Raw genomic sequence first — 22,924 nt, forward strand, 5'->3', positions numbered from 1 at the left:
GCATATGTATAGCGTTACAAAGCCAATATATCAGCGGACGCGGACGAGTTCGTATTCCCGTGTGCCTAAGCCGATTTTTTCAGCGTGTTCCAGTGTCGTCTTCCAGTCGACGTTGGGGTTGCTGTCGAGGAAGTGGTCATGATGATGGTGCCAATCAGGTTTGGCCAAATTATCCGACAACTGGCTGTTGGGCATAGGCGCTGCTTTCATGCAGGCATCGGCACAGGCCTGGTCGAGGGCGACCGGGTCAAAGGAAGCGAACATGCCGATATCCGGCAGGATGGGCGCATCGTTTTCAGCATGGCAGTCGCAGTTCGGCGAAACGTCCATGACCAGATTGATGTGGAAGCACGGGCGATCCTGGCAGACAGCCTGGGCGTATTCGGCCATCTTGCGGTCCAGTTTTTCATTGGCATCCCATTCGACGGTTTCGATGGCGTCGAAGGCACAGGCGCCGATGCAGCGGCCGCAGCCTTTGCACAGGTCTTCGTGGATGTGGGCGACGTTATTTTCATAGGTAATGGCATCAGAACCGCATTCCTGCGCACAGCGATGACAGTTCTTGCACTTGCTTTCGTCGACTTTCGGTTTGCCCGACGAATGTTGTTCCATCTTGCCGGCACGGCTGCCGCAGCCCATGCCGATATTCTTGATGGCGCCGCCGAAGCCCGTCATTTCGTGGCCTTTGAAGTGAGCCAGGCTGATGAAGACGTCCGCATCCATAATGGCCCGGCCGATTTTCGCTTTTTCAACGTATTCACCGTTCTTGACGGGCACTTCTACTTCATCAGTACCACGCAAGCCGTCGCCGATGATAATCTGACAGCCTGTCGTAACCGTGTTATAGCCATTGAGGTTGGCACAGTCCAAGTGTTCCAGTGCGTGCTTGCGGCTGCCCGGATACAGGGTATTGCAGTCCGTCAGGAACGGGCGGCCGCCCAATTCCTTGACCAAATCGGCAACGGCCTTGACATACTGCGGCCGCAGCGAAGCCAAACAGCCCAATTCACCGAAATGCATCTTGATGGCAACGAATTTCCCTTCAAAATTAATCTGTTCAATGCCAGCTTTCTTGCAAAGCTTCTGCAGTTTCTGTAAATTATTCTTGCCCGGACGACAGCGGAAGTCCGTAAAATATACCTTTGCTTTTTCCATAAGTATTCCCTCCTAAAACAAGTTATCTTCATTGTACCACCTGAAGTACGCTCTAAGTCAACTATTTACTCATAACCGAGATGTAAAAAATCGATATGCAAAAAAACTTGACGGATAGCGCATACCATGATATACTAGCAAAGTACCTTATGGAGCGGTATCGAAGTGGTCATAACGGGGCTGACTCGAAATCAGTTAGGCCGCAAGGTCTCGTGGGTTCGAATCCCACCCGCTCCGCCAAATCGAAAGCGCACTGATAAGCCATTCATGGAACTTATCAGTGCGCTTTTTCTATGTTTCCATTTTCTTATGTTTCAATAACCATTGTTTGATTCCATCACTATCCAAATTATCAGCAGCAACATCAACCACCATATCTTCTAATTCTTGTTGTGTATAATCTAAATCAATCCCATTGATATAAAGAAATACCAACATGCTATGAATAGCAGAGCGTTTATTACCATCGCGAAATGGGTGATTTTTTGTAAGGCCATAACATAATCTAGCTGCTTTATCTAAAATAGTAGGATAAAGTTCTTCCCCAGCAAATGACTGAAACGGAGTACTTACGGCAGATTCCAGCAAATTCATATCATGAATGCCTTTATCCATAACATATCTCTGCTCCATCTCTTCATGAAAAGCAAGTACATCTTCTAGGATAATTTCTATCAATATTTGCTCGTGTTTCATCGATTTTCTAAGTCCCTATAGGCTTTTTCATTGCGTTGAAACATGAGCTGAGAGGCCTTACGGATTTTTTCTTTTATTTCTTGATTTCCTTTGCTGGTAAGAATTTTTCTTTCAACAGGTACCTTGATTACTTTGGCAGAATCAGATAAATTCATGACATTCATCTCCTTACATACATTCTTACTCACTATAGGTGATATTAACTTATTATAAATAAGTATATCACACCTTGTAAAGTATTTACTACGCAAGCATCAAAAAAGGCGCTGTCGCACGAAGACAGCGCCTTTTGGAGTTTGAAGTTGAAAGTTTGATGTTTGATGTGGATGGTTTTAAATTTAAAGCAATCGCCTCAAACATCATACATCAAACCTCAAACATTAAAGAGAAAGGGGCCTCGCATGATGGCAGAAACCTTCGTGCGACAGCCCCTTTTTGAATATTAAGTTTGTAAGTTGTAGTTTTTAGTGAAAAGCTTACTGCTGTGCACGGCGCATCGCTTTTTTGCGGTCGTGTTTGTCGAGGATAGCTTTGCGGATACGGATGCTCTTCGGCGTAACTTCTACGAGTTCGTCGTCGTTGATCCATTCCAAAGATTTTTCCAAGCCCATTTCCTGCGGCGGCGTGAGGCGGAGTGCTTCGTCCGAGGCGGAGGAACGGGTGTTGGTCAAGTGTTTCTTCTTGCACGGGTTGACATCGATATCGACGTCGCGGTTGCTTTCACCGACGACCTGGCCGAGGTAGATTTCTTCGCCCGGTTTGATGAACATCGTGCCGCGGTCCTGCAGGTTGAAGATGCCGTAGCCGGTAGTCGTGCCCGATTCAAAGGCAACTAAGCTGCCGCGGGTACGGCCCGGGATTTCGCCTTTCCAGGGAGCATAGCCGTGGAAGACGTGGTACATGATGCCATTCCCTTTGGTAGCTGTGAGAAATTCGCTGCGGAAGCCGATGAGGCCACGGGCCGGAATGATAAATTCCAGGCGGGTGTAGCCGGAGATATCGGTCATGTTGACCATTTCGGCTTTACGGGTACCGAGTTTTTCCATGACAGCGCCCATAAATTCAGGCGGAACGTCGATGGTGAGAGCTTCCAGCGGTTCGCATTTCTGACCGTTGATTTCTTTGGTGATGACGCTCGGTTTACCGATCTGGAGTTCATAACCCTGACGGCGCATTTCTTCGATGAGGACAGCGATGTGGAGTTCGCCACGGCCCGATACTTTGAAGGCATCGGCGCTGTCTGTTTCTTCGACGCGCAGGGATACGTTGGTCTGGACTTCGCGGAACAAGCGGTCGCGGAGATGACGGCTGGTGACGTATTCCCCTTCCTGGCCGGCAAAGGGGCTGTCGTTGACGTAGAAAATCATGGACAGCGTCGGTTCGTCGATGTTGATTTTCGGCAGGGCTTCCGGATTCTGCGGGTCCGTAACGGTTTCGCCGATCTTGAGGTCCGGAATACCGACGATGCAGGCGATTTCGCCCATAGCGGCTTCATCCTGTTCGACTCGTTTCAAGCCTTCATAGGTATAGACGCGGCCGATTTTGGCTTTGCGCTGGCCTTCGCCGTCGGTGACGACGACGTTCTGGTTCGGATGCATTTTGCCGCGGACAATACGACCGATAGCGATTTTACCGACATAATCGTCGTAGTCCAACGTCGTGACCATAAACTGCAGCGGGCCTTCGGCATCGCCTTTCGGGCACGGGCAGTATTTGATGATGGTCTTGAACAGCGGTTCAAGGTTATCGCTGTCGTCGTCCATGGAATATTTGGCAATGCCATCGCGGCCGTTGGCATAGACGACCGGGAAGTCGAGCTGTTCGTCCGTAGCATCGAGTTCCATGAACAATTCGAGAACTTCGTCTTCGACTTCGGCGACGCGGGCACCGGGTTTGTCGATTTTATTGATGACGACGATTGGTTTCAATTTCTGTTCCAAAGCCTTGCGCAAAACGTATTTCGTCTGCGGCATCGGGCCTTCAAAAGCATCGACGAGGAGCAGTACGCCGTCTACCATGTTCAGTACACGTTCTACTTCGCCGCCGAAGTCAGCATGCCCCGGGGTGTCGACGATGTTGATCTTGACGCCTTCGTGCATGACAGATGTATTTTTGGACAAGATTGTAATGCCGCGTTCACGTTCAATATCTCCAGAGTCCATGACACGTTCTTCTACTTTTTCGTTAGAACGGAAAACATGGCTCTGTTTGAGCATGGCGTCGACCAGTGTCGTTTTGCCATGGTCAACGTGGGCAATAATTGCAATATTACGAATATCTTTGCGTTCCATCTAATGTCCTCTCTCTCATTAACAAATATTAGATTGTATGTAACTAGATTAGTATAGCATGGATTGCGCAGAAATGCAAAGCCGCCTGCTGAATTTATTGTCAACAGGCGGTAAAATATCAGATAGATTTTCCTAATTCATAGGCTTTCTGCAACCATTGCGGGTGATTTCCTACAGCATTGGCTTCGCTCATGCCGCCGGCGTTGAAGCCTCCGGAATAATGGGCTTTGTCGAAGCAGCAGATCCAGCCATCAAGGGTCGATAGGGCCCGTTTCGCCGTGTCCGGCGCGTCATCGGCCGAAACGGTGATGAGGTAGATGTCGCGGAAATGGTAGGGCTGACCGTAGAGCGGATTGGTCCTATCGAGGAAGGTCTTCAGCTGCCCGCAGATATCGTAATAGTAGATAGGTGAAGCAAAGACGACGGCGTCTGCTTCTTGGACCTTCTTAATAAGGTCGTTGGCGTCGTCCTGAATGGGACAGTAGAGCAGGCGGTGACAGGCCATGCAGCCTTCACAATAACGGATATCCCGGCCGGCCAAGCTGAGGACTTCTACGTCGTTCCCCGCTTCGAGGGCCCCGCGGCCGGCTTCCCGGGCCAGCTGCTCGGAATTGCTGTCCGGACGGAGACTGGAAGATAAGATGAGGACTTTTTTAGCCATGAGACAACACCCTTTCCGAAAAAATCAGGCTTTATTTTTATGGAGCATAATGCGCAGAACTTCTTCATCGGTCTGCTGCATCCCCTGCGAGGCCAAGAGGCCGACATTCTTCAGACATTCTTCGGCCGAATGGGCGACCAAACCATCCGTCCCCTGGACGCGCACGTCATTGAGGGCCAGGAGGACTGCTTCATAAGCCGCATGGACCGAGGCCGAGACCTTCATGGAACAGCTGTTGGCTGCACCGTCACAGACCATGCCAACGATGGAACCGGACATGGTGGCCAGGGCCCGTTCGATGACGGCTAGCGGTTCGCTATCGGCCAGCAGCCAGGCCATCCCTGCGGCAGCCCCCATGGAAGCCGTGACGGTGGCACAGAAGGCTGACAGTTTCGGCAGATAACCGTGGGCGTAGATGGCGACCATACTAGATAAGGCCAGGGCCCGCAGCCGTTTTTCCGGCGTGACGCCGAGGAAATCGGCGACGACCGTCACCGGTTCCGTCGCGGCGATACCCTGATTGCCTGACCCGGAATTGGTCATAGCCGGGAAAGCAGCACCGCCCATGCGGGCATCGGACGCGGCGACCGTGCGGATCTGGATGCGATGGGACAAATCGTCTGCTAAGACGCCCTTTTCGACTAACTGCTGCAGGGTATAACCGATTTTCAAGCCGTATTTCCCGGTCAAGCCCTCCTGAGACAAGTGGTCGTTGAGCCGTTCCGCTTCCTTTAGGAAAGCAAGGTCTTCGATCGGCACTTGCTCAGCGAAATCGACGATATCTGCCAAGGTCAGCGTATGGAGGAAGGCGATTTTCGGGTCTTCGCCGCTGCCCCCGTCAACGCGTTGGTCCCGGAGGACTTTGCCGTCTTTTTCGATAAAGACGATGTTCGTATGGTCATCGGTGATGACGACGCGGACACGGTGGTTTTCGCCATAGACGACAGCTTCGGCATAGAGGACATGCGGTGTATCTTCCCGGACAGACACGGTAATCTTGCCATCAGCGACGTACTGTTTGCCCAGGGCGACGACGTCTGGCGTCAAGGCCTTGAGGACCTGCAAGCCCGCATCGGCATCGCCGCCGAGAGCGCCGACAGCTGCGGCAATGTAAAGGCCTGGCATCCCTGTCCCCGGCACGGTGACGCCCATGCCGTTCTTCATCAGGTTGGCCGAGACCCAGCCGTCGACGAAGCGCACCGGTTCGCCCAGTTCCCGGGCTGCCGTCGCCGCGGCATAGGCCAGGGCAATCGGTTCCGTACACCCCGTCGCCGGCGTCACATCTTGTTTGATGACGCTAATCATTTCGTTCCACATAACTCGTTTATCCATGACAATCCCTGCTTTCTCTCATTAAGATAGGTATTATAACGTAAATCGTATCACGTACTTTTCTAATACCATCATAGCATGATTCTTATGATAAAACAATATAGTAAAAGGAACTGTCACAGGTGCGACAGTTCCTTTTAAGGGGTTAGTGGCTAGTAGTTAGTGGCTAGCGGATGGATTTAAATTTTAGTCTTCGCCGATGATGCGGACTTCCGGTTCCAAGTGGACGCCGTGCGCTTTTTCGACGCGTTTCTGGACTTCGTGGATGACGTTGAGGACATCCCGTGCCGACGCGTGGCCCGTGTTGACGACGAAGCCGGCGTGTTTCATCGAGACCTGGGCATCGCCGCAGGAAAGGCCTTTGAGGCCGGTCTGGTCGATGAGGGTCCCGGCAAAGTATCCCGGCGGACGCTTGAAGGTACTGCCGGCGCTGTGCATTTCCAAAGGCTGCTTACTGCGGCGGCGGTTCATGAGATCGTCCATACGGGCCTGGATTTCCTTGGGGTCGCCGCTGCGCAAGGTCAGTTCGACTTCGACGACGAATTCCTGGGATTTCTGGAAGCGGCTCTGGCGATAGGAAAAACCGAGGTTCGGCGCATCATACGTATGGACACCGCCTTCGCTGTTGACCGTGCGGACGCGGGATACGACATGGCTCATTTCCCCGTCGTAAGCCCCGGCGTTCATAAAGACGGCGCCGCCCAGGGTACCGGGGATGCCACAGGCAAATTCGATGCCGGTCAGGCTGTTTTCCTGGGCAAACTGGCAGACATCTTTCAACATGTAACCGGCACTGGCCAGGATCTTGCGGTCGTGGCAGGCCAATACTTTAGTCATCGTATTCAACTGGATGACGACGCCCCGGATGCCGCCATCGCGGACGAGGACGTTGGAGCCGCCGCCGAGGACCGTCACCGGCAGTTCCAGCCGCCGTGCTGCCCGGATGGCCAGGGACATTTCCTTGACCGATTCCGGCAGGATCAGGACGTCGGCCGGGCCGCCGACAGCAAAGGTCGTGTGCTCGCTCATGGGTTCGTCGAGCAGGATCCGTTCCATGGGAACAGAGTTACTTAATTCGGAGACGAAAGTCGTCAGTGCATATTTATTGATCAAGGATGCTCATTCCTTCTGCCATTGCATTTTGAATAATCTGGAACACTTCACCGGCCATGGTCTGCCATTTATTATAATGGTTCAAATATTCCACGGCAGTCTGATTGTTTTTAATGAGTTCGGCCATCTGGTTCAAATGGTCGATCTTCTTGCGGATCGGCTTGTCCCCCATGGACTGGGCATAGGCCAGCTGGGCCTGAAGCATGAGAAAATCGCGGACCAGATGCTTGGTCTTTTCGTCTTTGGCCAGTTCCTGACCGGCTGCGACGAGGTCCTTGTATTCCTGACATTCTTTGATGGCAGCCTCTAATTCATGGGCTTTATCGTAAATTTCCACGTTCTACACCTCATCATTTCTGTAATTAAAGATTCTTGATACCGATACCGCTCTTGGCCATACCCGGGAAGCCGAGTTGGCGCATCGCTTCGTAAGACACGATAGCGACGGTATTGGACAGGTTCAGGCTGCGCGCCTGTTCGACCATCGGTACGCGGAAGCAGCGTTCCGGATTGGCTTTCAGGAGGTCTTCCGGAAGGCCTTTCGTCTCCTTGCCGAATACGAGCATATCATCGTATTGGAACTGGATATCGGCGTAACACTGTTCCGATTTGGTCGTCAAATAGAAAAAACGGTGGTCTTTGTATTTGTCCAGGACTTCCTGAAAATTTTCATGGATCTGGACATCGACGAGCGACCAGTAATCGAGGCCGGCCCGTTTCAAATGCTTGTCATCGATGGAAAAGCCCAGGGGCTTGACCAAATGCAGCGTAATATGATTGGCTGCGCATAAGCGGGCGACATTGCCCGTATTGCCGGGGATTTCCGGCTCTACCATTACGATATGCATACTTATATCACTCTCCAAGGGATATTGTACAGGATTTATGCAGGAAGTACAAGAGGAACATTGCGTTTCCGGCCTTTTTATGGTACACTTATAAATAATAGTTATTATTTAATAGAAAGGTAAAGTTTCTATTGATTTCAGAAAGAGGTGTCAATTATGGATAACTTTGATAACATTGCCCAGTATCCCATGTATTTCGCTCCCGGCTGTAAATTGCTGCAGCTGCAGCCTCAGATGGTTTCCGACGTCTACGATTACCTTCGCAAACTCTTCGGCAGCAAAATCAAACTGTATACGCGCTGCTGCGGCCTCGACGACGCCAACCAGCACAACGACGAAGCCGTCTTCATCACCCTGTGCGACACGTGCTACAAGATTTACGGTGAAACCTATGCCAACCTGCACATGCGCGACTTCTGGAACGTCTATGACGAATATAAAGACGTCTATCCGTTAGGCGAAAAAGAAGGCGAACTCCGCAAGACCCTGAAGAACACTTTTTGCGGCTCCCTCCCGCAGGAACACGTCAAGAGCTGGTTCGAAGAATGGAAGAAATGGAGTTTGAACAGTACTGAAAAAGACTGATTGTCTTTAAGGAGCAGAGGCACTATGAAATTCAATTATTACGGTCATTCCGCATTCACTCTTTCCGATGATGTGACGACCATCCTTTTTGACCCGTTCATTACGGAGAATCCCTGGACCCAGGTCAGTCCGACAGACATCCACTGCCAGTACATCATCGTCACTCACTGCCACGGCGACCATTATGGCGATACCGAAGCCATTGCCAAAGCCAATGACGCTACGGTCATCAGCACGGCCGAAGTCGCTGGCAAAGCGGGCGAAGCAGGCTGCAAGGCCCATGCCATGCATGTCGGCGGCAGTGCGGATTTCCCCTTTGGCAAAGTACGCCTGACACCGGCGTTCCACGGTTCGGGCATTGCCGGAGGGCTGGCATGCGGCGTCATCGTCGAATTTGGCGGCAAGCGCGTTTATTTCGCCGGCGACACAGGCCTCTTCTCGGACATGAAAATCCTCGATCGCTTCGGGCCGATCGACTGCGCCATCCTGCCTATTGGCGATAACTTCACCATGGGCATCGACGACGCAGCCCTGGCAGCCCTTTGGATCCAGCCGCGCTTCGTCATCCCCGTCCACTACAAGACCTGGCCCATTGTCGAAGCAGACCCTCAGGAATACAAGAAGCTCACGGAAACGAAATACAATATCCCCGTCCAGGTCGTCGACCCGGGGACAACGTATGAATTCTGATCATGATCCTTCCTGATTTCTACGACCGCTTCCAGTGCAAAGCCGGCGCCTGCCAGCATACGTGCTGCCGGGGCTGGGAGATCGACATCGACGACGTGACGGCCGACGTTTATCAGCACCTCGATGGCCCCTTAGGTGGGGCAATCCGCCAGCACATCGCCGAAGGGCCGGAGGGCTGGCATTTCTGTCTCACTGCCGACGGGAATTGTCCCTTCCTGCGGCCCGATGGCTTATGCCGTCTCATCCGTGAAAGCGGCGACGACATCCTCTGCGATATCTGCGCCCTCCATCCGCGGTTCTTCCAGGTCGTCACCGACGGGAACGGGCAGGACAGGGAACTCGGCGGCGTCGGGCTCTGCTGTGAAGCCGCGGCCGGTCTCTTGCTGAGCAGCCCCTCTCCCCTCACCTTTTATGATGAGGAAAGGGGCCAGTCCCTGGGGACGCTGGCGCAGCTCCTGGATGCCCTGGATTATCCGGCGCCATCGGCGGGTCTCGTTTATCAGCCCGACACGACGAAAAAAGGCCATGAACGCCTCCTGGCCGTCCTGTCCCGGACCGAACCGATTGACGATGCCTGGACGGCTGGTCTAAAAGCCTTACAGGCCCGGATAGCATCGACGGAAAAGGTCGCAGCTCCGGATCCGGAACAGGCCAAACGGTATCAGCGCGTGTACGACTATCTCTTTTACCGGCAGCTCGAGTCCTTTGCAGACGTCCCTTCTGACGTCCTCGCCACCTATGCTGCACGTAACACGGACTTCATCGGCCTTGCCGCTGCCGTAACGGGCAATCTGCCTGAAGCCGTGCGCCGCTGGTCGGAACAAATTGAATATGATACGGACAACGTGGCCCTTCTCAAGGAAGCGGCAGCGGCCGGAGAATTTTGACTTTTCCGGCATTTCGTGCCAGCTTTTGCCACTTTGCCCGTCCTATCGAAATAGGCGCGTCTTTCGTGCTACACTAGAGAAAAATCCCTGATTCATCAAAGGAGGTCTTTCTCTTGATCATAGCCGAAGACGCGCCTATTCGCGTACTCATTCGCAACCATTTAGATTTCAAAGGCAAGGTCAGCCGTAAACGCTACCTGCACTTCCGCCTGTTCAGCATCCTGCCCATCTGCCTCATCATCTGGCTCCAGCACCTGGCCTCGCAGGGCGGCCCGGCGGCCCTGGAATACACCATCGCCTCGTGCCTCATCGCCGTCCTCCTCATCCCCGTCGATTTCTCCTACATGATACGCCGTTACCACGACCTGGGGAAATCCGGCTGGTACTGTATCATCAACGTCCTGGCCCGAAACATCTGGTTCGCCGCCTTAGCCGTCGAAATCTTCCTCTGCTGGAAAGAAAAAATAGAGTAAGGGGCTGATGGCCCCGCAGACTGCAGTTCGCAGGCCGCCTCGGATTCAAATGCCGCTGCGCGGCAACAGATTCAAATTGACGACATCGCCTCGAGTAACCCTCGGCTCGTGAAAAAAATCGTGGTTCGTGGCTCGTAAAAGCCCGCCACTATACTCGAAAAGGCTGTGATGAAATCTCGCAACGGGCCGCACAAGGCTCCCTTTATAGGGGAGCTGGCCGCCAAAGGCGGTCTGAGAGGTTAAAGGTCGTCCCGCCGTGAATCCTGGGCACAGCCGGAATTTATGACGAGTGGCACGCGGTCGTAATACCAAAATAAAAAAGGGCTTGTCGCACGACGACAAGCCCTTTAAAGTTGCTAGTGGCTAGCAGTTAGTTGTTAGCGGATGGCTTTAAATTTGAAAGTTTTCTCTGCAAACTATTTTCTTAGTTCCCGTTATGGTTGAAGTAATCGGCCAAGCCTTTGACGATGCTTTCAGCGAAGTTCTGCTGCTGGGCGTCGGAGTTGAGGGCTTTTTCTTCACTCGGGTTGGAGATGAAGCCCAGTTCCAATAAGGTGGCCGGCATATTGGTGTGCAAGAGGACGTAGAAGTTGGCCGTCTTGACGCCGCGGTCCGGGAAGTTGGTGGCCTTCATGTTCTGAAGGTGGATGTAGTTGGCCAGGCCGTAATCATAAGGTGTCTTGCTGTTGTAGTAAGCGGTGACACCACCTGCCGACGGGGAATCGAAGGAATCGATGTGGATGCAGACGAAGACGTCGGCTTTGGCCGCATTGGCAATGTTGCAGCGGGCCTGCAATTCTTCGACAGCGCCGTCATAAGGCGCATAGACGTCGACGTCGGTCGTGCGGGTCATGATGACATTGGCTCCGGCAGCACTCAATAAGGAAGCGACTTTCTTGGAAATGGCCAAGGTAATGTCTTTTTCCTTGGAATAGGCGCCGACAGCACCGGAGTCTGAACCGCCGTGGCCGGGGTCGATGGCGATGGTCTTGCCCTGGAGGCCCTTGGTCAGGCTGTAAGTCTTGCTGCTGCTATAGGCCGGGACATTGGCAGCCGGCTGTTTGGTGGCCGACGGTTTCCAGCTCTGAGTCGGCTTGGTCGCCCCTTTGATGCCGATATTGGTATCGCCCCAATGGCTCCACTGTTTGAGCTTGCCCGACTTATCGTTGATGTCGATGACGACGCGGCTCGACGCTTTGCTGTTGGTAGCGCCCGGCAAGGTAAAGACTTTGACGTCATTCTTGGTGACGGCCCGGGGAACCTTGATGGTCACGTCCGTACTCGACGAACGGGGCGATAAGGTGACGCGGGAAATGACGTTGCTGTTGGGCTTATAGCTCTTGGCCACGTTCTTGCCTACGCCGGTATTGGGCAAAGTAACGAAAACGTACTCACCGGAGTTGTCGATGTACAGCTTGGGATTGACCTTGCCGTTGACATCGAGGACGGTCCGGACGAAAGGTGTATTGGCATCCGTCCGCGTAGCCGTACGCACATTGGTGATTTCCGGTTTGGAAGCTGCCTGGGCCGATACGAAAGGTATGAGGCACACGAGCAGTAAAAGCGGAAGTATCCATATTTTTTTCAACACGCTTATCTTCTCCTTTGCGATCCTAATCTTTTTCAACTTATTTATTATACAACTAAACCGGCGTAATTGGCAATCGTTTTCTGTAGGAGCGACCACGTGGGGCGCCCGTTCACGCAAATTTGGTTCACCAGTATTTCACATGTACCCGGCGGGCTCGCCACATGCGAGCCCCTACAAAAAACATAATGTAAAGCAAAAGGGACCGCCCATGATGACAGATGCCTTCATGAGACAGTCCCTATAAAACAACTTCTATGAGACAACCTCTCAGACCGCTTTCAGCGGTCAGCTCTCCTATGAGGCGAGCCTTTTAGAACAGGAAGTTGATTTCTACATCGGTGAATTCGTCAGGGTCAGCGGCATTGCCGTGTTTGGTCTGCGTACCAAAGGTCTGGGCTGCCGTGAGGATGACGTTCTTGGCCAAGGTGTAGTCGATGCCGACGCCCCAGGATTTGACGTTGTCCAGGACGCTGTCATCACGCCAGGAGTTGGTCGCACCACCGAGGAGAGCGCCTTTATCGGAGTTGAGGTATTCAACCCAGGCATCCCAAGAGCCACGAGCGTCACTGTCAGCGGAACCGTAAGTCAGTTTGCCGATCCATACTTCCGGATCTTTCGTATTCCCTGCTTCGAGGTAGCTATTGTTGCTGTTGATTTTTTCATAGTTAGCCAAAGCGTTCCATTTGCCGAAGTTGACGCTTGCATAAGCACCCCAGAGGTCATCCGCAGCAAAGCCGTCGCCATACTTTTCGTCACCTTCGCCGCCAGCTACGGTGAAGTCATTATAATAGACGCCGACTGCCGAACCGGCTGCCCGGCCGCCGCCGAAGAAGCCTTCTAATTCGCCATAGCCGGTCTTGACGCCATCCATGTCATCTGTACCAGCGAGGAGGTCGCCGGCTTTGAATTTACCATAGCCAGCCGTAGCTGCGAAGTGGTCGTTCGTGTATTTCAATTCAGCCCGGTCAAAGACGTCACCGTACTGGAAGCCGTAGGCGTTTTCACCGCCCAGGACATACGTATCGGTACGGCCGACGCTGAGGTTCCAGTGGTCGCCGCCGAAGTTGTAGTCGACTTTAGCGTCATCGGTGAAGATGTTTTTGTTGTCGCTCGCTGCGCCATTATCGGCGAAGCTGATGTCATCCGTGCTGATGCCGTATGTTACGGTCGTGCGGTCGTTGACTTTGGCGTTGGCGCGGACGCGGACGCGGTAATCCCAAGAAGCATCATTCTTATAGCCAGCTCCGTCGTTGCCGTTCGATTCACCGGAACTCTGGTGCTGGAAGCGGACGCGGGCATCGCCGCTGAGCTTGACGTTGCCTACGCGGTTTTCCAGGGCGCTGACGCGGACGCCGAGGTTGTTCAGTTCGTCAGCGTATTCGTCAGCCAGTTTGTTGATGAGGGCACGCTGTTCGACGGACGCCTTGTCCATGTGAGCCATGGCTTTGGCAACCATTTCAGCGGCTTCATAACGGGTGATGTTGCGGTTGCCCTGGAAATACTGTCCATCGACACCCTGAATGATGCCGGCGTCAGCCAGTTCGACGACGGATTTGTAAGCCCAGCTGTCAGACGGTACGTCGACAAAGGGATTGGCAGCAAAGGCGCAGGCAGCGCCGACAGCCATCATAGCGGCTAAGGAGGTAACGATTTTCTTTTTCATCAATATGACCTTCTTTCTCTGTGTATAAGCCTGTGACAGGGAAATCATAAAGGCCTCCCCTATCCGCTGCGGTCGAGTGTACCTAGTTTCCTCTCGCATCATATAAGGATTCCGCCTATATGGTTCCCTTTGTCACATGGCTTGTTCCAATAAGTACGTAGTTATTATACATTTTATGATATTAGTTGTCAATATCGTGTTTGGAAGTAAAAAAAGAGGCTGTCGCATTAAGACAGCCTCTCCGGCCCTTTGGGCCACCTCCCCTAACAAGGGAGGCTATTCTTCTGTCGGGGGTTTGTACTTCGGCGACATGGGGTTGGTCTGGGGCGTGAGGTTCTTCATGCGGCCCAGCTGGTCGCTCTTGTCGGAGAAGTAGGTGTGCAAGGTAAATTCGGCCATTTCTGACAGCGGTTCATCGAGGAAAGCTTCGTAGAGTGTTTCGATTTCCGGGTTCTGCCAGCTGGCTTTGATATCGGTTTCTTCATCGCTCTTATAAATCGATGCCGTGCGGGCTTCCTGGACTTTCTTGACCTGCGGCAGCTTGACTTTCGGCTGACCGCCGCCGCCGATGCAGCCACCGGGGCAGGCCATGACTTCGATGAAGGAGTAGTCTTCAAAGGCGTCATTCTTAATGAGGTCGTCGATGAAGGCGCGGGCGTTGCCCAGGCCGCTGATGGCAGCGACGTGAAGGACGAAGTGGCCGAAGATGACCGTCGCTTTCTTGACGCCCTGGAGACCGCGGACCGGTTCGAAGGGGATGAAGTCCTTCGGGGCCGGACGGCCTGTGAACATGTGGTATGCCGTGCGGATAGCCGCTTCCATGACACCGCCGGAGTTGCCGAAGATACGGCCGCCGCCGGAGGCTTCGCCAAAAGCCTTGTCGAACTTGCTATCTTCGAGGCTGGCAAAGTCGATGTTTTCGTCCTGGATCCACTGGGCCAGTTCCCGCGTCGTGATGCAGATATCGGTATCGCGGATTTCCGGTTCATCCCAGAAGAGGCCGGAAGCGCTCAGTTCAGGACGGCGGATTTCGGCTTTCTTCGCCGTGCACGGCGTAACGCAGACGTTGACGATTTTCTTGGGGTCGATGTTCTTCTGCTGGGCGAAATAGGTCTTGATGACCGGGCTGAGGATACTGATGGGGCTCTTCGTCGAAGACAGATGCTGGAGCAGGTCCGGATAGAAGGTTTCCGCAAATTCGACCCATGCCGGGCAGCAGCTGGTGAACTGCGGAATAGGGATTTCTTCCGATTGCAGGCGGTGCAGGAGTTCCGTCGCTTCTTCCATGATGGTCAGGTCGGCACCGAAATCGGTATCGAAGACATAGTCCGCACCGAGTGTACGCAGGGCTGCGACCATCTTTCCTTCGACGAACGTACCGGGGTCCATGCCGAAGGCTTCGCCTAAGCCGACGCGGACAGCCGGAGCCGTCTGGAAGATGACGATCTTTTCAGGGTCTTTCAGGGCCGCCTTGACTTTGTCCACATCGTTGACTTCGACGATGGCACCAAAGGGGCAGGCAGACGAACACTGGCCGCAATGTACGCAGATGGGCATGTCCCCTGTACTGGACAGGGAGTAGTAGTCCAACACAGTCTGTGTGTCGGCACAGGCCCGGCGACATAAGGTGCAGTTCTTACACTTCGTTACGTCAAATTGAACGGCACAGTTGTGTTCATCAATGGGAACACGACGGTCAATTTTTTCAAAACGGGAATGAAATTCAGGCATATGCAGATACTCCTTTTCGGTCAGAAATTCAGTAAGTGTAACTAACAGTAACTATGTAACATTTTATCACAAACTTCATTACCTATAGGATAATACAAAGTGCCATAGATTTCCATTACTTTTGTGTAATTCATCTACCCTTTTTACCATATATTCTATGCTTTTTTGTAATATATAGGTAAATTTGTCATCGCCTATGCCTTTAAGTCCTCTAATTCACACCATCTTTCTGTCAGCGCATCGACTTTCTCCTGGGTTTCCTTCTGTTCCGACAGCAGCGACTCCACTTCTTCATAATTGCTCCCCGCCGCGGCAATGGCCGCATTGAGGCCCTTGAGCATGGCTTCGTAGCGCGGCAGTTCTTCCGTGATGCGCCGCAGTTCTTCTTCCTGCCGCGACGTCAGGCCGGCTTTTGTTTTGGCTGGCGTAATATTCGTTTTAGTAATAGAAGGTGCAGTGGCCTTTTCACCTTTCTTTTCCTGGTGATGGCTGTATTTTTCCTCCAAGTATTCGCTATAGTCACCATAAAAGCGGTCCCAGGTCCCCTTTTCTAATGTGAAAAGTTTATCAACCACCCGGTCCAGGAAGTAGCGGTCATGCGATACGACGAGGACCACGCCCTGGAAGGTGTCGAGGTAGCGTTCGAGGACGGTCAGCGTCGGGATGTCCAGGTCGTTCGTCGGTTCGTCCAGGAGGAGGACGTTGGGCTGGTCCATGAGCAGGCGCAGCAGGTACAGGCGCCGCCGTTCGCCGCCGCTCAGCTTGGCGATGTAGGTGTACTGCATCTCTTCGGTGAACAGGAACTGGTCCAACAGGCGCGTCGCCGAGATGCGCTGGCCGAACTGATTGGTCACGAAATGGCCGTGTTCCTGGACGTAATCGATGACCCGCATGCCTTCGTCGAACTGGGGCAGCTGCTGAGTGAAGAAGCCGAAGCGCACGGTCTGGCCGATGGTGACCGTCCCGGCTGTCGGCGCCAGCTGGCCTGCCAAGACTTTGAGCAGTGTCGACTTGCCGACGCCGTTCTCACCGATGATGCCGATGCGGTCATGCTTGACGACGTGATACGTCACGTGCTGGAACAGCGGGCGGGCCGGGTCGTAGCCAAAGGCCATGTCGTCGATGTCGATGATAGTCTTGCCCAGGCGGACAGACGTATCGAACATTTCCACTTCGCCAATGGGTTTGCCCGCTTCGATGGCGCAGAGCTGTTCATACCGTTCCTTACGGGCCTTCTGCTTGGTCGACCGGGCCTGGGCGCCGCGCTGGATCCAGGCTTTTTCCCGGCGGATGAGGTTGCGCCGTTTGGCTTCGCTCGCTTCTTCCCGTTCCAGCCGGGCCTGGCGCTGTTCCAGGTACTGGCCGTAATTGCCGACGTAGGTATAGACGTGGCCCCGGTCGAGTTCGATCATGGAATCGGCGACGCAGTCCAGGAAGTAGCGGTCATGCGTGCTGAGGAGGATGGCCGCCTTGCTGTCGCGCAGGTATTCTTCCAGCCACAGGATGGTCTTGTCGTCGAGATGGTTCGTCGGTTCGTCCATGATCAGCAGGTCGCAGGGCATGATCAGGGCCCGGGCCAGGCCCAGGCGTTTGCGCTGGCCGCCGGATAATTCGTCGACGGACTGGGAAAAGTTGGAAATGCCCAATTTACTGAGAATGATCTTGGCATGGGCTTCCAGTTCCCACGCCTGCTGTTCGTCCATTTCGGCGCTGAGGGCGACGACAGCCGCATCATCATCGCGCTGGACCGCTTCTTCGTAGCGCTGGAGGAGCTTCATGACCGGCAGGTCGCCGTCGAGGACGCTTTCCAGGACCGTATGGCCCGCGACGAACTGCGGTTCCTGCGGCAGGTAATGGATGCGCGCCTTGGGATTGCGCCAGATGTCGCCGCTGTCCGTGTCGGTCAGGCCGGCAATGATTTTCAAGAGTGTCGTCTTCCCGGCACCGTTGAGGCCGATGAGGCCCAGTTTCTGACCGCCGTCGATGGCAAAGGTCACGTCGTCGAAGAGGACCCGCAGGCCGTAAGATTTCTTTACATGTTCTACTGTCAATATATTCATTATATGCTCTTCACTTTCTCTGTAGATTTGTCTTTACCGTATCACACATCACATCAAACGTCAAACATCAAACCCTAAGAGCAACCCCTCCGGCCCTCTGGGCCACCTCCCCTATTAAGGGAGGCTTTCCCCTTGCCAACAGCCCCCACGGGTGTACAATATAAAGAATAGATAAAACACAAAAGGATGTGACGGATCGTGAAAGAAGTCAAAGAAAAGAAAAAGCCGATTTTATTCTACTATATCGTCGCTTTGGCTGTCATTTTCATATTCAACGCCATTGCCCGGCCGTACTACGACTCGCAGAGCGTGAAACAGGTCGACTACGGGACGTTCATGAACATGACCGAAGACGAACAGATTGCCGACGTCCAGATTGAAGAAAACCAGATTCTCTTCAAGGACAAAGACGGCAAGGAATACCGCACGGGCGTCGTCAACGACCCGCAGCTGACGGAACGACTGCACAAGGCCAAGGTCTCCTTCAACGAAGTCATTAAGGAAAAGGATTCGCCCTTTACGGACTTCCTCATCGCCTGGATCCTGCCGATCCTGATTTTCTTCGGCATCGGCCACTATTTCAACCGCAGGCTCATGAACCGCGGCGGCGGCAATTCGCTCATGTTCGGCGCCAAGAACCAGGTCAAGGTCTACGTCCCGTCGGCTAACGGCATCCATTTCGATGACGTCGCCGGTGAAGATGAAGCCAAGGAAAACCTGTCGGAAATTGTCGATTTTCTCCACCATCCCGATAAATACGCCAAAATCGGGGCCAAGATGCCCAAAGGCGTCCTCCTCGTCGGCCCGCCGGGCACCGGCAAGACCATGCTGGCCAAAGCCGTCGCTGGCGAAGCCGGTGTACCCTTCTTCCCCATTGCCGGTTCGGAATTCGTGGAAATGTTCGTCGGCATGGGGGCTTCCAAGGTCCGCGACCTCTTCCAGCAGGCCAAACAGAAAGCGCCGTGCATCATCTTCATCGATGAAATCGACGCTATCGGTCAGAAGCGTACAGGCAATGCCATGGGCAACAGCGAACGGGAACAGACGCTGAACCAGCTGCTGACGGAAATGGACGGCTTCAACGCCGACGACAACGTCGTCATCCTGGCAGCGACGAACCGGCCGGAATCGCTGGACCCGGCCCTGCTGCGGCCAGGCCGTTTCGACCGCCGCGTCCCTGTCGAACTGCCGGACCTGGCAGGCCGTGAAGCCATCCTCCAGGCCCATGCCAAGAAAGTCGTCCTCGGCGACGACGTCGATTTCCACACCATCGCCCGCATGGCTGCCGGAGCTTCCGGGGCCGAACTGGCCAATATCGTCAACGAAGCGGCTCTGCGCGCTGTCCGCGACCACCGCGATGCCGTCAGCCAGGCTGACCTGGAAGAAAGCATTGAAGTCGTCATCGCCGGCTATCAGAAGAAGAACGCCATCTTGTCGGACGATGAAAAGAGGACCGTCGCTTACCACGAAATCGGCCATGCGCTGGTCGCTGCCCTCCAGACCCATTCGGCACCGGTCCAAAAAATCACCATCATCCCCCGCACGTCAGGCGCCCTGGGCTACACCATGCAAGTCGACCAGCAGGATAAATACATCCTGTCCCGGGAAGAACTGGAAAATAAGATTGCCACCCTCACCGGCGGCCGGGCTGCCGAAGAAGTCGTCTTTAACCAAGTCACGACAGGCGCTTCGAACGACATCGAACAGGCGACCAAGCTGGCCCGGGCCATGATCACCCGCTACGGCATGACGGACGAATTCGATATGGTCGCCATGGAAACGGTCACCAATAAATACCTCGGCGGCGATACGTCCCTGGCCTGCGCGCCGGAAACGCAGAAATACATCGACGCCAAAGTCGTCTCCGTCGTCAAGGAACAACACGCCAAGGCCAAGAAAATCCTGGAAGACCATCGCCCGGCCCTGGATGCCCTGGCCAAGTACCTCTACGAAAAAGAAACGATTACGGGCAAAGAATTTATGGATATCCTGAAAGCGCAGGCCGCAGATCGTGGCTAGTGGCTCGTGGCTCGTGATTCGTGGTTTGTGAAAGCCTCCCTTGATAGGCCCTTTTTGGCCCGTCAGGCGTTGACCGCGGGGAAACGCAGGACGGCTGCCAAAACGGAGAGCCGGGCTGGAGGTGGCCCGACGGGCCGGAGAGGTTGGCGGCTGACACTTCACTATATACAAGGTTAGGTAAATGTGCTAAAATTAGTTGTTATGTTGGTAAAAATTCTATAGAGTTAAGGGGTTATCATGGCAAACAAGTTTATCTCCGGCACATTGATCCTGACCTTGTCAGGCTTTGTCGTCAAAGCCATTGGCAGTATCAACTGGATCATCTTGTCCCGTATTCTCGGCGGTGAAGGCATCGGCATCTACCAGATGGCCTTCCCGATTTACCTGCTGGCACTCGATATTTCCAGTGCCGGCCTGCCGATCGCAATTTCCATCATCACAGCTGAAAAAGTAGCGAAACAGGACTATTTCGGCGCCCAGCGCATTTTCCACGTGTCCCTGTCCATGCTGTGTACGACGGCGCTCTTTTTGAGCATCCTCATGTTCTTCGGCTCCAGCTTCCTCATCGATGAACACATCATCCGCGAAAGCCGGGCCTATTATTCACTCATCGCCCTGGCACCGGCCATCTTCTTCACGACGATCATCGCTGGTTACCGCGGCTACTTGCAGGGCTGGCAGCAGATGACGCCGACGGCGATTTCCCAGATCGTCGAACAGCTGGTCCGCGTCGTCGTCATGCTCGGCTTCGCCGCCCTCCTCCTGCCGTACGGCCTCGATTATGCTGCCGGCGGTGCCAGTCTCGGTGCCGGCGCCGGCGGGTTTGCGGCCTGGCTGGTCCTGGTCTATTACTACTATAAACTGAAGCGGTCCCTCCCCGTCGGCGGGCCGACGTTCGAACAGGAAAGCATCAAACACATCTTGAAGCGCCTGGTCATCCTGGCCATCCCCATTTCCCTGTCGAGCATCATGCTCCCCGTCGTATCCAACCTGGACCTGCTCATCGTCCCGCGGCGGCTGGAAGTGGCTGGTTATTCGACCCATCAGGCCACGGAACTGTTCGGCTACTTAACGGGCATGTCCGTACCGCTCATCAACTTGGCCACTATCCTGACGGCGGCCATGGCCATGAGCCTGGTACCGGCCATCAGCCACAGCTTCACCTTGAAGGAATACGATGAAATCCGCGAACGGACGGCGACGTCCATGCGCATTTCCTTCCTGGTCACCATTCCGTTCAGCGTCATCCTCTACGTCATGGCCGAACCGATCGTCACCTTCATCTACAATGCACCGGCCGCGACGGAAGCGACGCGGGCTGTGGCCATCGCCATCTGCTTCTTAGGCTTGCATCAGATTTCGACGGCCATCCTTCAGGGCCTGAAGAAGCCGAAGATCCCGGTCATCAACATGGCTGTCGCCTGTGTCGCCAAGGTCCTGTGCAACTGGTTCCTGGTCGCCATCCCGACCTTGGGCATCACCGGGGCTTCCTATGCGACGGTGGCCGACATCGGCGTCGCCGCCGTCCTCAACATGTTCTTCATTTACCGTAAAATCGGCTACGTCATCGACGTCAAAGTCGTCTTGAAAAACATCGTCTCCGCCGCCATCATGGGCGTCGCCATGTATTTCATGTACGCTTTCCTCTTCCCCTACCTGGGACTCTTCCTGGACCTCTTCCTGACCTGCATCGTCGGGTCGGCCATCTACATCGGCTGCATGGTCCTCAACGGAGGCGTCACCAAAGAAGACGCTGCCAAAATGCCCCTTATCGGACGATTTTTCTAGAAAAAAAGCGCTGTCTTTACGACAGCGCTTTTTTTAGTGGTTCGTGACTAGCCACGAGCCACGAACCACTAACAACTTCTATATTTATCCACAAAGCGGGCCATGCGTTTCAGGGCTTCCTGGATGGTGTCCATGCTGGCGGCGTAGGAGATGCGGACGAAGCCTTCGCCTTGGGCGCCGAAGGCCGTACCCGGGACGACGGCGACTTTTTCTTCCTGGACCAGTTTTTCACAAAATTCGGCCGACGTCATACCCGTGCAGCGGATATCCGGGAAGATGTAGAAAGCCCCTTTCGGTTCAAAGACGGGCAGTCCCATATCGCACAGGCCTTTATAGATGACTTTGCGGCGGCGGTCGTATTCCTGGCGCATGGCTTCGACGTCATCATCACATTCCTTGAGGGCCGTGATGCCGCCGACCTGGGCCGTCGTATTGGCACACATGATGGCGTACTGATGGAGCTTCAAAATAGGCGCCAGGCCTTCCCGCGGGGCACAGACATAGCCCAGGCGCATACCGGTCATGGCATAGGCCTTGGAAAAGCCGTTGAAGATGACCGTCCGTTCGCGCATGCCCGGCAATTTGGCAAAGGATGTGAATTTGGCATCGCCGTACATGAGTTCACAATAGATTTCATCGGACAAGACGATGAGGTCGTGTTCTTCGGCAAATTTGGCAATGGGCATCAGTTCTTCGGCAGACATGACCGTCCCTGTCGGGTTGTTGGGATAGCCGATGACGATGGCCTTGGTCTTGGGCGTGATGACTTTTTCCAAGGCTTCGACAGTCAATTTGAAGTCGTGTTCCGGATAGGTCGGCACGAAGACCGGCGTCCCGCCGGCCAGTTCGACAGACGCCGGATAGGCGACATAGGCCGGGTCGGGGATGATGACTTCATCGCCCGGTTCGGTAATGGCCAAAAGGGCCATGGCCAGGCCTTCGGAGACGCCAACGGTGACCAGGATTTCGTCTTTTGGGTCATAATGGACGCCATAGCGCTTTTCAAAGTGCTGGCTAATGGCTTCACGGAGCTCCATCATGCCTGAATTGCCGGTATAACTCGTTTCCTTGGCATCGAGGCTGGCCTTCATGGCGTCCAGGACCTTGTCTGGTGCGGCAAAATCTGGTTCACCGATACTCAGGGACAAGACCCCTTTGACCTGAGCCGCAATATCGAAGAACTTGCGGATCCCCGAGGGTTTGATGGCTTTGACATTAGCCGCTGTTTTGTTATTCCAATCCATAATACAACACCGCCTTTTTTATGATTATTTTGCATTTATGTATGCATGTATCTTATATACAGTATACCACTTGCAACAAAATCATGGAAGGGATAAA

21 protein-coding genes and 1 tRNA gene are annotated in these 22,924 nt (G+C 54.0%); 8 read left to right on the top strand and 14 right to left on the bottom strand.

The genetic code is table 11. The features are described from left to right. Nucleotides 1-30 precede the first annotated feature (30 nt). Nucleotides 31-1,155 (bottom strand): DUF362 domain-containing protein, encoded by a 1,125-nt coding sequence (locus NOS26_RS00005; RefSeq protein WP_027894766.1) that lies wholly within the window; start codon nt 1,153-1,155, stop codon nt 31-33. A 151-nt stretch (nt 1,156-1,306) separates the two neighbouring features. On the opposite strand from NOS26_RS00005, the gene NOS26_RS00010 reads away from it, so the two are divergent. Then, nucleotides 1,307-1,395: transfer RNA gene (locus NOS26_RS00010), tRNA-Ser, on the top strand. Between the two features lie 51 nt (nt 1,396-1,446). On the opposite strand, the gene NOS26_RS00015 is transcribed toward NOS26_RS00010, so the two are convergent. Together NOS26_RS00015 and NOS26_RS00020 are read right to left on the bottom strand one after the other, a co-directional pair. Then, nucleotides 1,447-1,833 carry a type II toxin-antitoxin system death-on-curing family toxin gene (locus NOS26_RS00015; RefSeq protein ID WP_255917078.1) on the bottom strand — a complete coding sequence of 129 codons (387 nt, stop codon included), beginning with the start codon at nt 1,831-1,833 and terminating at the stop codon, nt 1,447-1,449. 14 nt (nt 1,834-1,847) lie between these two features. Then, nucleotides 1,848-2,006, bottom strand: a complete 159-nt coding sequence (locus NOS26_RS00020; RefSeq protein WP_014016450.1) for a hypothetical protein — start codon at nt 2,004-2,006, stop codon at nt 1,848-1,850. A 134-nt stretch (nt 2,007-2,140) separates the two neighbouring features. Between NOS26_RS00020 and NOS26_RS00025 the strand changes: the two genes are divergently transcribed. Continuing rightward, nucleotides 2,141-2,290, top strand: coding sequence for a hypothetical protein (locus NOS26_RS00025; RefSeq protein WP_157868801.1), 150 nt, complete (start codon nt 2,141-2,143; stop codon nt 2,288-2,290). 37 nt (nt 2,291-2,327) lie between these two features. On the opposite strand, the gene typA is transcribed toward NOS26_RS00025, so the two are convergent. The 6 genes from typA to trmL all read right to left on the bottom strand — a co-directional run bounded on the left by typA (nt 2,328) and on the right by trmL (nt 8,096). After that, nucleotides 2,328-4,142 carry a translational GTPase TypA gene (gene typA, locus NOS26_RS00030; protein ID WP_014016449.1) on the bottom strand — a complete coding sequence of 605 codons (1,815 nt, stop codon included), beginning with the start codon at nt 4,140-4,142 and terminating at the stop codon, nt 2,328-2,330. A gap of 118 nt (nt 4,143-4,260) precedes the next feature. Beyond that, a complete protein-coding gene (locus NOS26_RS00035) occupies nt 4,261-4,803 on the bottom strand; it encodes a flavodoxin family protein (RefSeq protein ID WP_074787258.1) in 543 nt (180 codons plus the stop codon). A gap of 24 nt (nt 4,804-4,827) precedes the next feature. After that, entirely contained in the window at nt 4,828-6,135 is a 1,308-nt protein-coding gene (locus NOS26_RS00040) for a serine dehydratase subunit alpha family protein (protein WP_255917079.1), read from the bottom strand. A 186-nt stretch (nt 6,136-6,321) separates the two neighbouring features. Next, nucleotides 6,322-7,191, bottom strand: a complete 870-nt coding sequence (gene murB, locus NOS26_RS00045; RefSeq protein WP_230579030.1) for a UDP-N-acetylmuramate dehydrogenase — start codon at nt 7,189-7,191, stop codon at nt 6,322-6,324. A 46-nt stretch (nt 7,192-7,237) separates the two neighbouring features. Further along, a complete protein-coding gene (locus tag NOS26_RS00050) occupies nt 7,238-7,585 on the bottom strand; it encodes a YlbF family regulator (RefSeq protein ID WP_014016445.1) in 348 nt (115 codons plus the stop codon). Nucleotides 7,586-7,610: 25 nt separating this feature from the next. Further along, a complete protein-coding gene (trmL, locus tag NOS26_RS00055) occupies nt 7,611-8,096 on the bottom strand; it encodes a tRNA (uridine(34)/cytosine(34)/5-carboxymethylaminomethyluridine(34)-2'-O)-methyltransferase TrmL (RefSeq protein ID WP_014016444.1) in 486 nt (161 codons plus the stop codon). Nucleotides 8,097-8,252: 156 nt separating this feature from the next. Here trmL and NOS26_RS00060 point away from each other — a divergent pair, with 156 nt between their 5' ends. The 4 genes from NOS26_RS00060 (at nt 8,253) to NOS26_RS00075 (ending at nt 10,731) form a co-directional block, all read left to right on the top strand. Beyond that, a complete protein-coding gene (locus NOS26_RS00060) occupies nt 8,253-8,681 on the top strand; it encodes a hypothetical protein (RefSeq protein WP_014016443.1) in 429 nt (142 codons plus the stop codon). 24 nt (nt 8,682-8,705) lie between these two features. After that, entirely contained in the window at nt 8,706-9,371 is a 666-nt protein-coding gene (locus tag NOS26_RS00065) for a metal-dependent hydrolase (RefSeq protein ID WP_255917080.1), read from the top strand. 2 nt (nt 9,372-9,373) lie between these two features. Next, on the top strand, nt 9,374-10,258 hold the full coding sequence (gene fliB, locus NOS26_RS00070; RefSeq protein WP_255917082.1) for a flagellin lysine-N-methylase: 885 nt from the start codon (nt 9,374-9,376) through the stop codon (nt 10,256-10,258). 113 nt (nt 10,259-10,371) lie between these two features. Continuing rightward, nucleotides 10,372-10,731, top strand: coding sequence for a DUF805 domain-containing protein (locus NOS26_RS00075; RefSeq protein ID WP_022497589.1), 360 nt, complete (start codon nt 10,372-10,374; stop codon nt 10,729-10,731). 424 nt (nt 10,732-11,155) lie between these two features. On the opposite strand, the gene NOS26_RS00080 is transcribed toward NOS26_RS00075, so the two are convergent. From NOS26_RS00080 to NOS26_RS00095, 4 genes are all read right to left on the bottom strand, one after another. Then, nucleotides 11,156-12,322: an N-acetylmuramoyl-L-alanine amidase gene (locus NOS26_RS00080; RefSeq protein ID WP_014016434.1), complete on the bottom strand. Its 1,167-nt coding sequence runs from the start codon at nt 12,320-12,322 to the stop codon at nt 11,156-11,158. Nucleotides 12,323-12,632: 310 nt separating this feature from the next. Then, nucleotides 12,633-13,985 (bottom strand): S-layer homology domain-containing protein, encoded by a 1,353-nt coding sequence (locus NOS26_RS00085; RefSeq protein WP_041647529.1) that lies wholly within the window; start codon nt 13,983-13,985, stop codon nt 12,633-12,635. Between the two features lie 276 nt (nt 13,986-14,261). After that, a complete protein-coding gene (locus tag NOS26_RS00090) occupies nt 14,262-15,716 on the bottom strand; it encodes a [FeFe] hydrogenase, group A (protein ID WP_014016432.1) in 1,455 nt (484 codons plus the stop codon). A 194-nt stretch (nt 15,717-15,910) separates the two neighbouring features. Beyond that, nucleotides 15,911-17,776, bottom strand: a complete 1,866-nt coding sequence (locus NOS26_RS00095; RefSeq protein WP_014016431.1) for an ABC-F family ATP-binding cassette domain-containing protein — start codon at nt 17,774-17,776, stop codon at nt 15,911-15,913. 198 nt (nt 17,777-17,974) lie between these two features. On the opposite strand from NOS26_RS00095, the gene ftsH reads away from it, so the two are divergent. Beyond that, a complete protein-coding gene (gene ftsH / locus NOS26_RS00100) occupies nt 17,975-19,795 on the top strand; it encodes an ATP-dependent zinc metalloprotease FtsH (protein ID WP_014016430.1) in 1,821 nt (606 codons plus the stop codon). A 237-nt stretch (nt 19,796-20,032) separates the two neighbouring features. Further along, nucleotides 20,033-21,583: a polysaccharide biosynthesis protein gene (locus NOS26_RS00105; RefSeq protein ID WP_014016429.1), complete on the top strand. Its 1,551-nt coding sequence runs from the start codon at nt 20,033-20,035 to the stop codon at nt 21,581-21,583. 68 nt (nt 21,584-21,651) lie between these two features. On the opposite strand, the gene NOS26_RS00110 is transcribed toward NOS26_RS00105, so the two are convergent. Beyond that, a complete protein-coding gene (locus NOS26_RS00110; protein WP_014016428.1) occupies nt 21,652-22,827 on the bottom strand; it encodes a pyridoxal phosphate-dependent aminotransferase in 1,176 nt (391 codons plus the stop codon). Between the last annotated feature and the right edge of the window lie 97 nt (nt 22,828-22,924).

Origin of the sequence: Megasphaera sp. SC8-1 (assembly GCF_024436295.1) — a bacterium.
Classification (GTDB): Bacteria; Bacillota; Negativicutes; order Veillonellales; family Megasphaeraceae; genus Megasphaera; species Megasphaera elsdenii.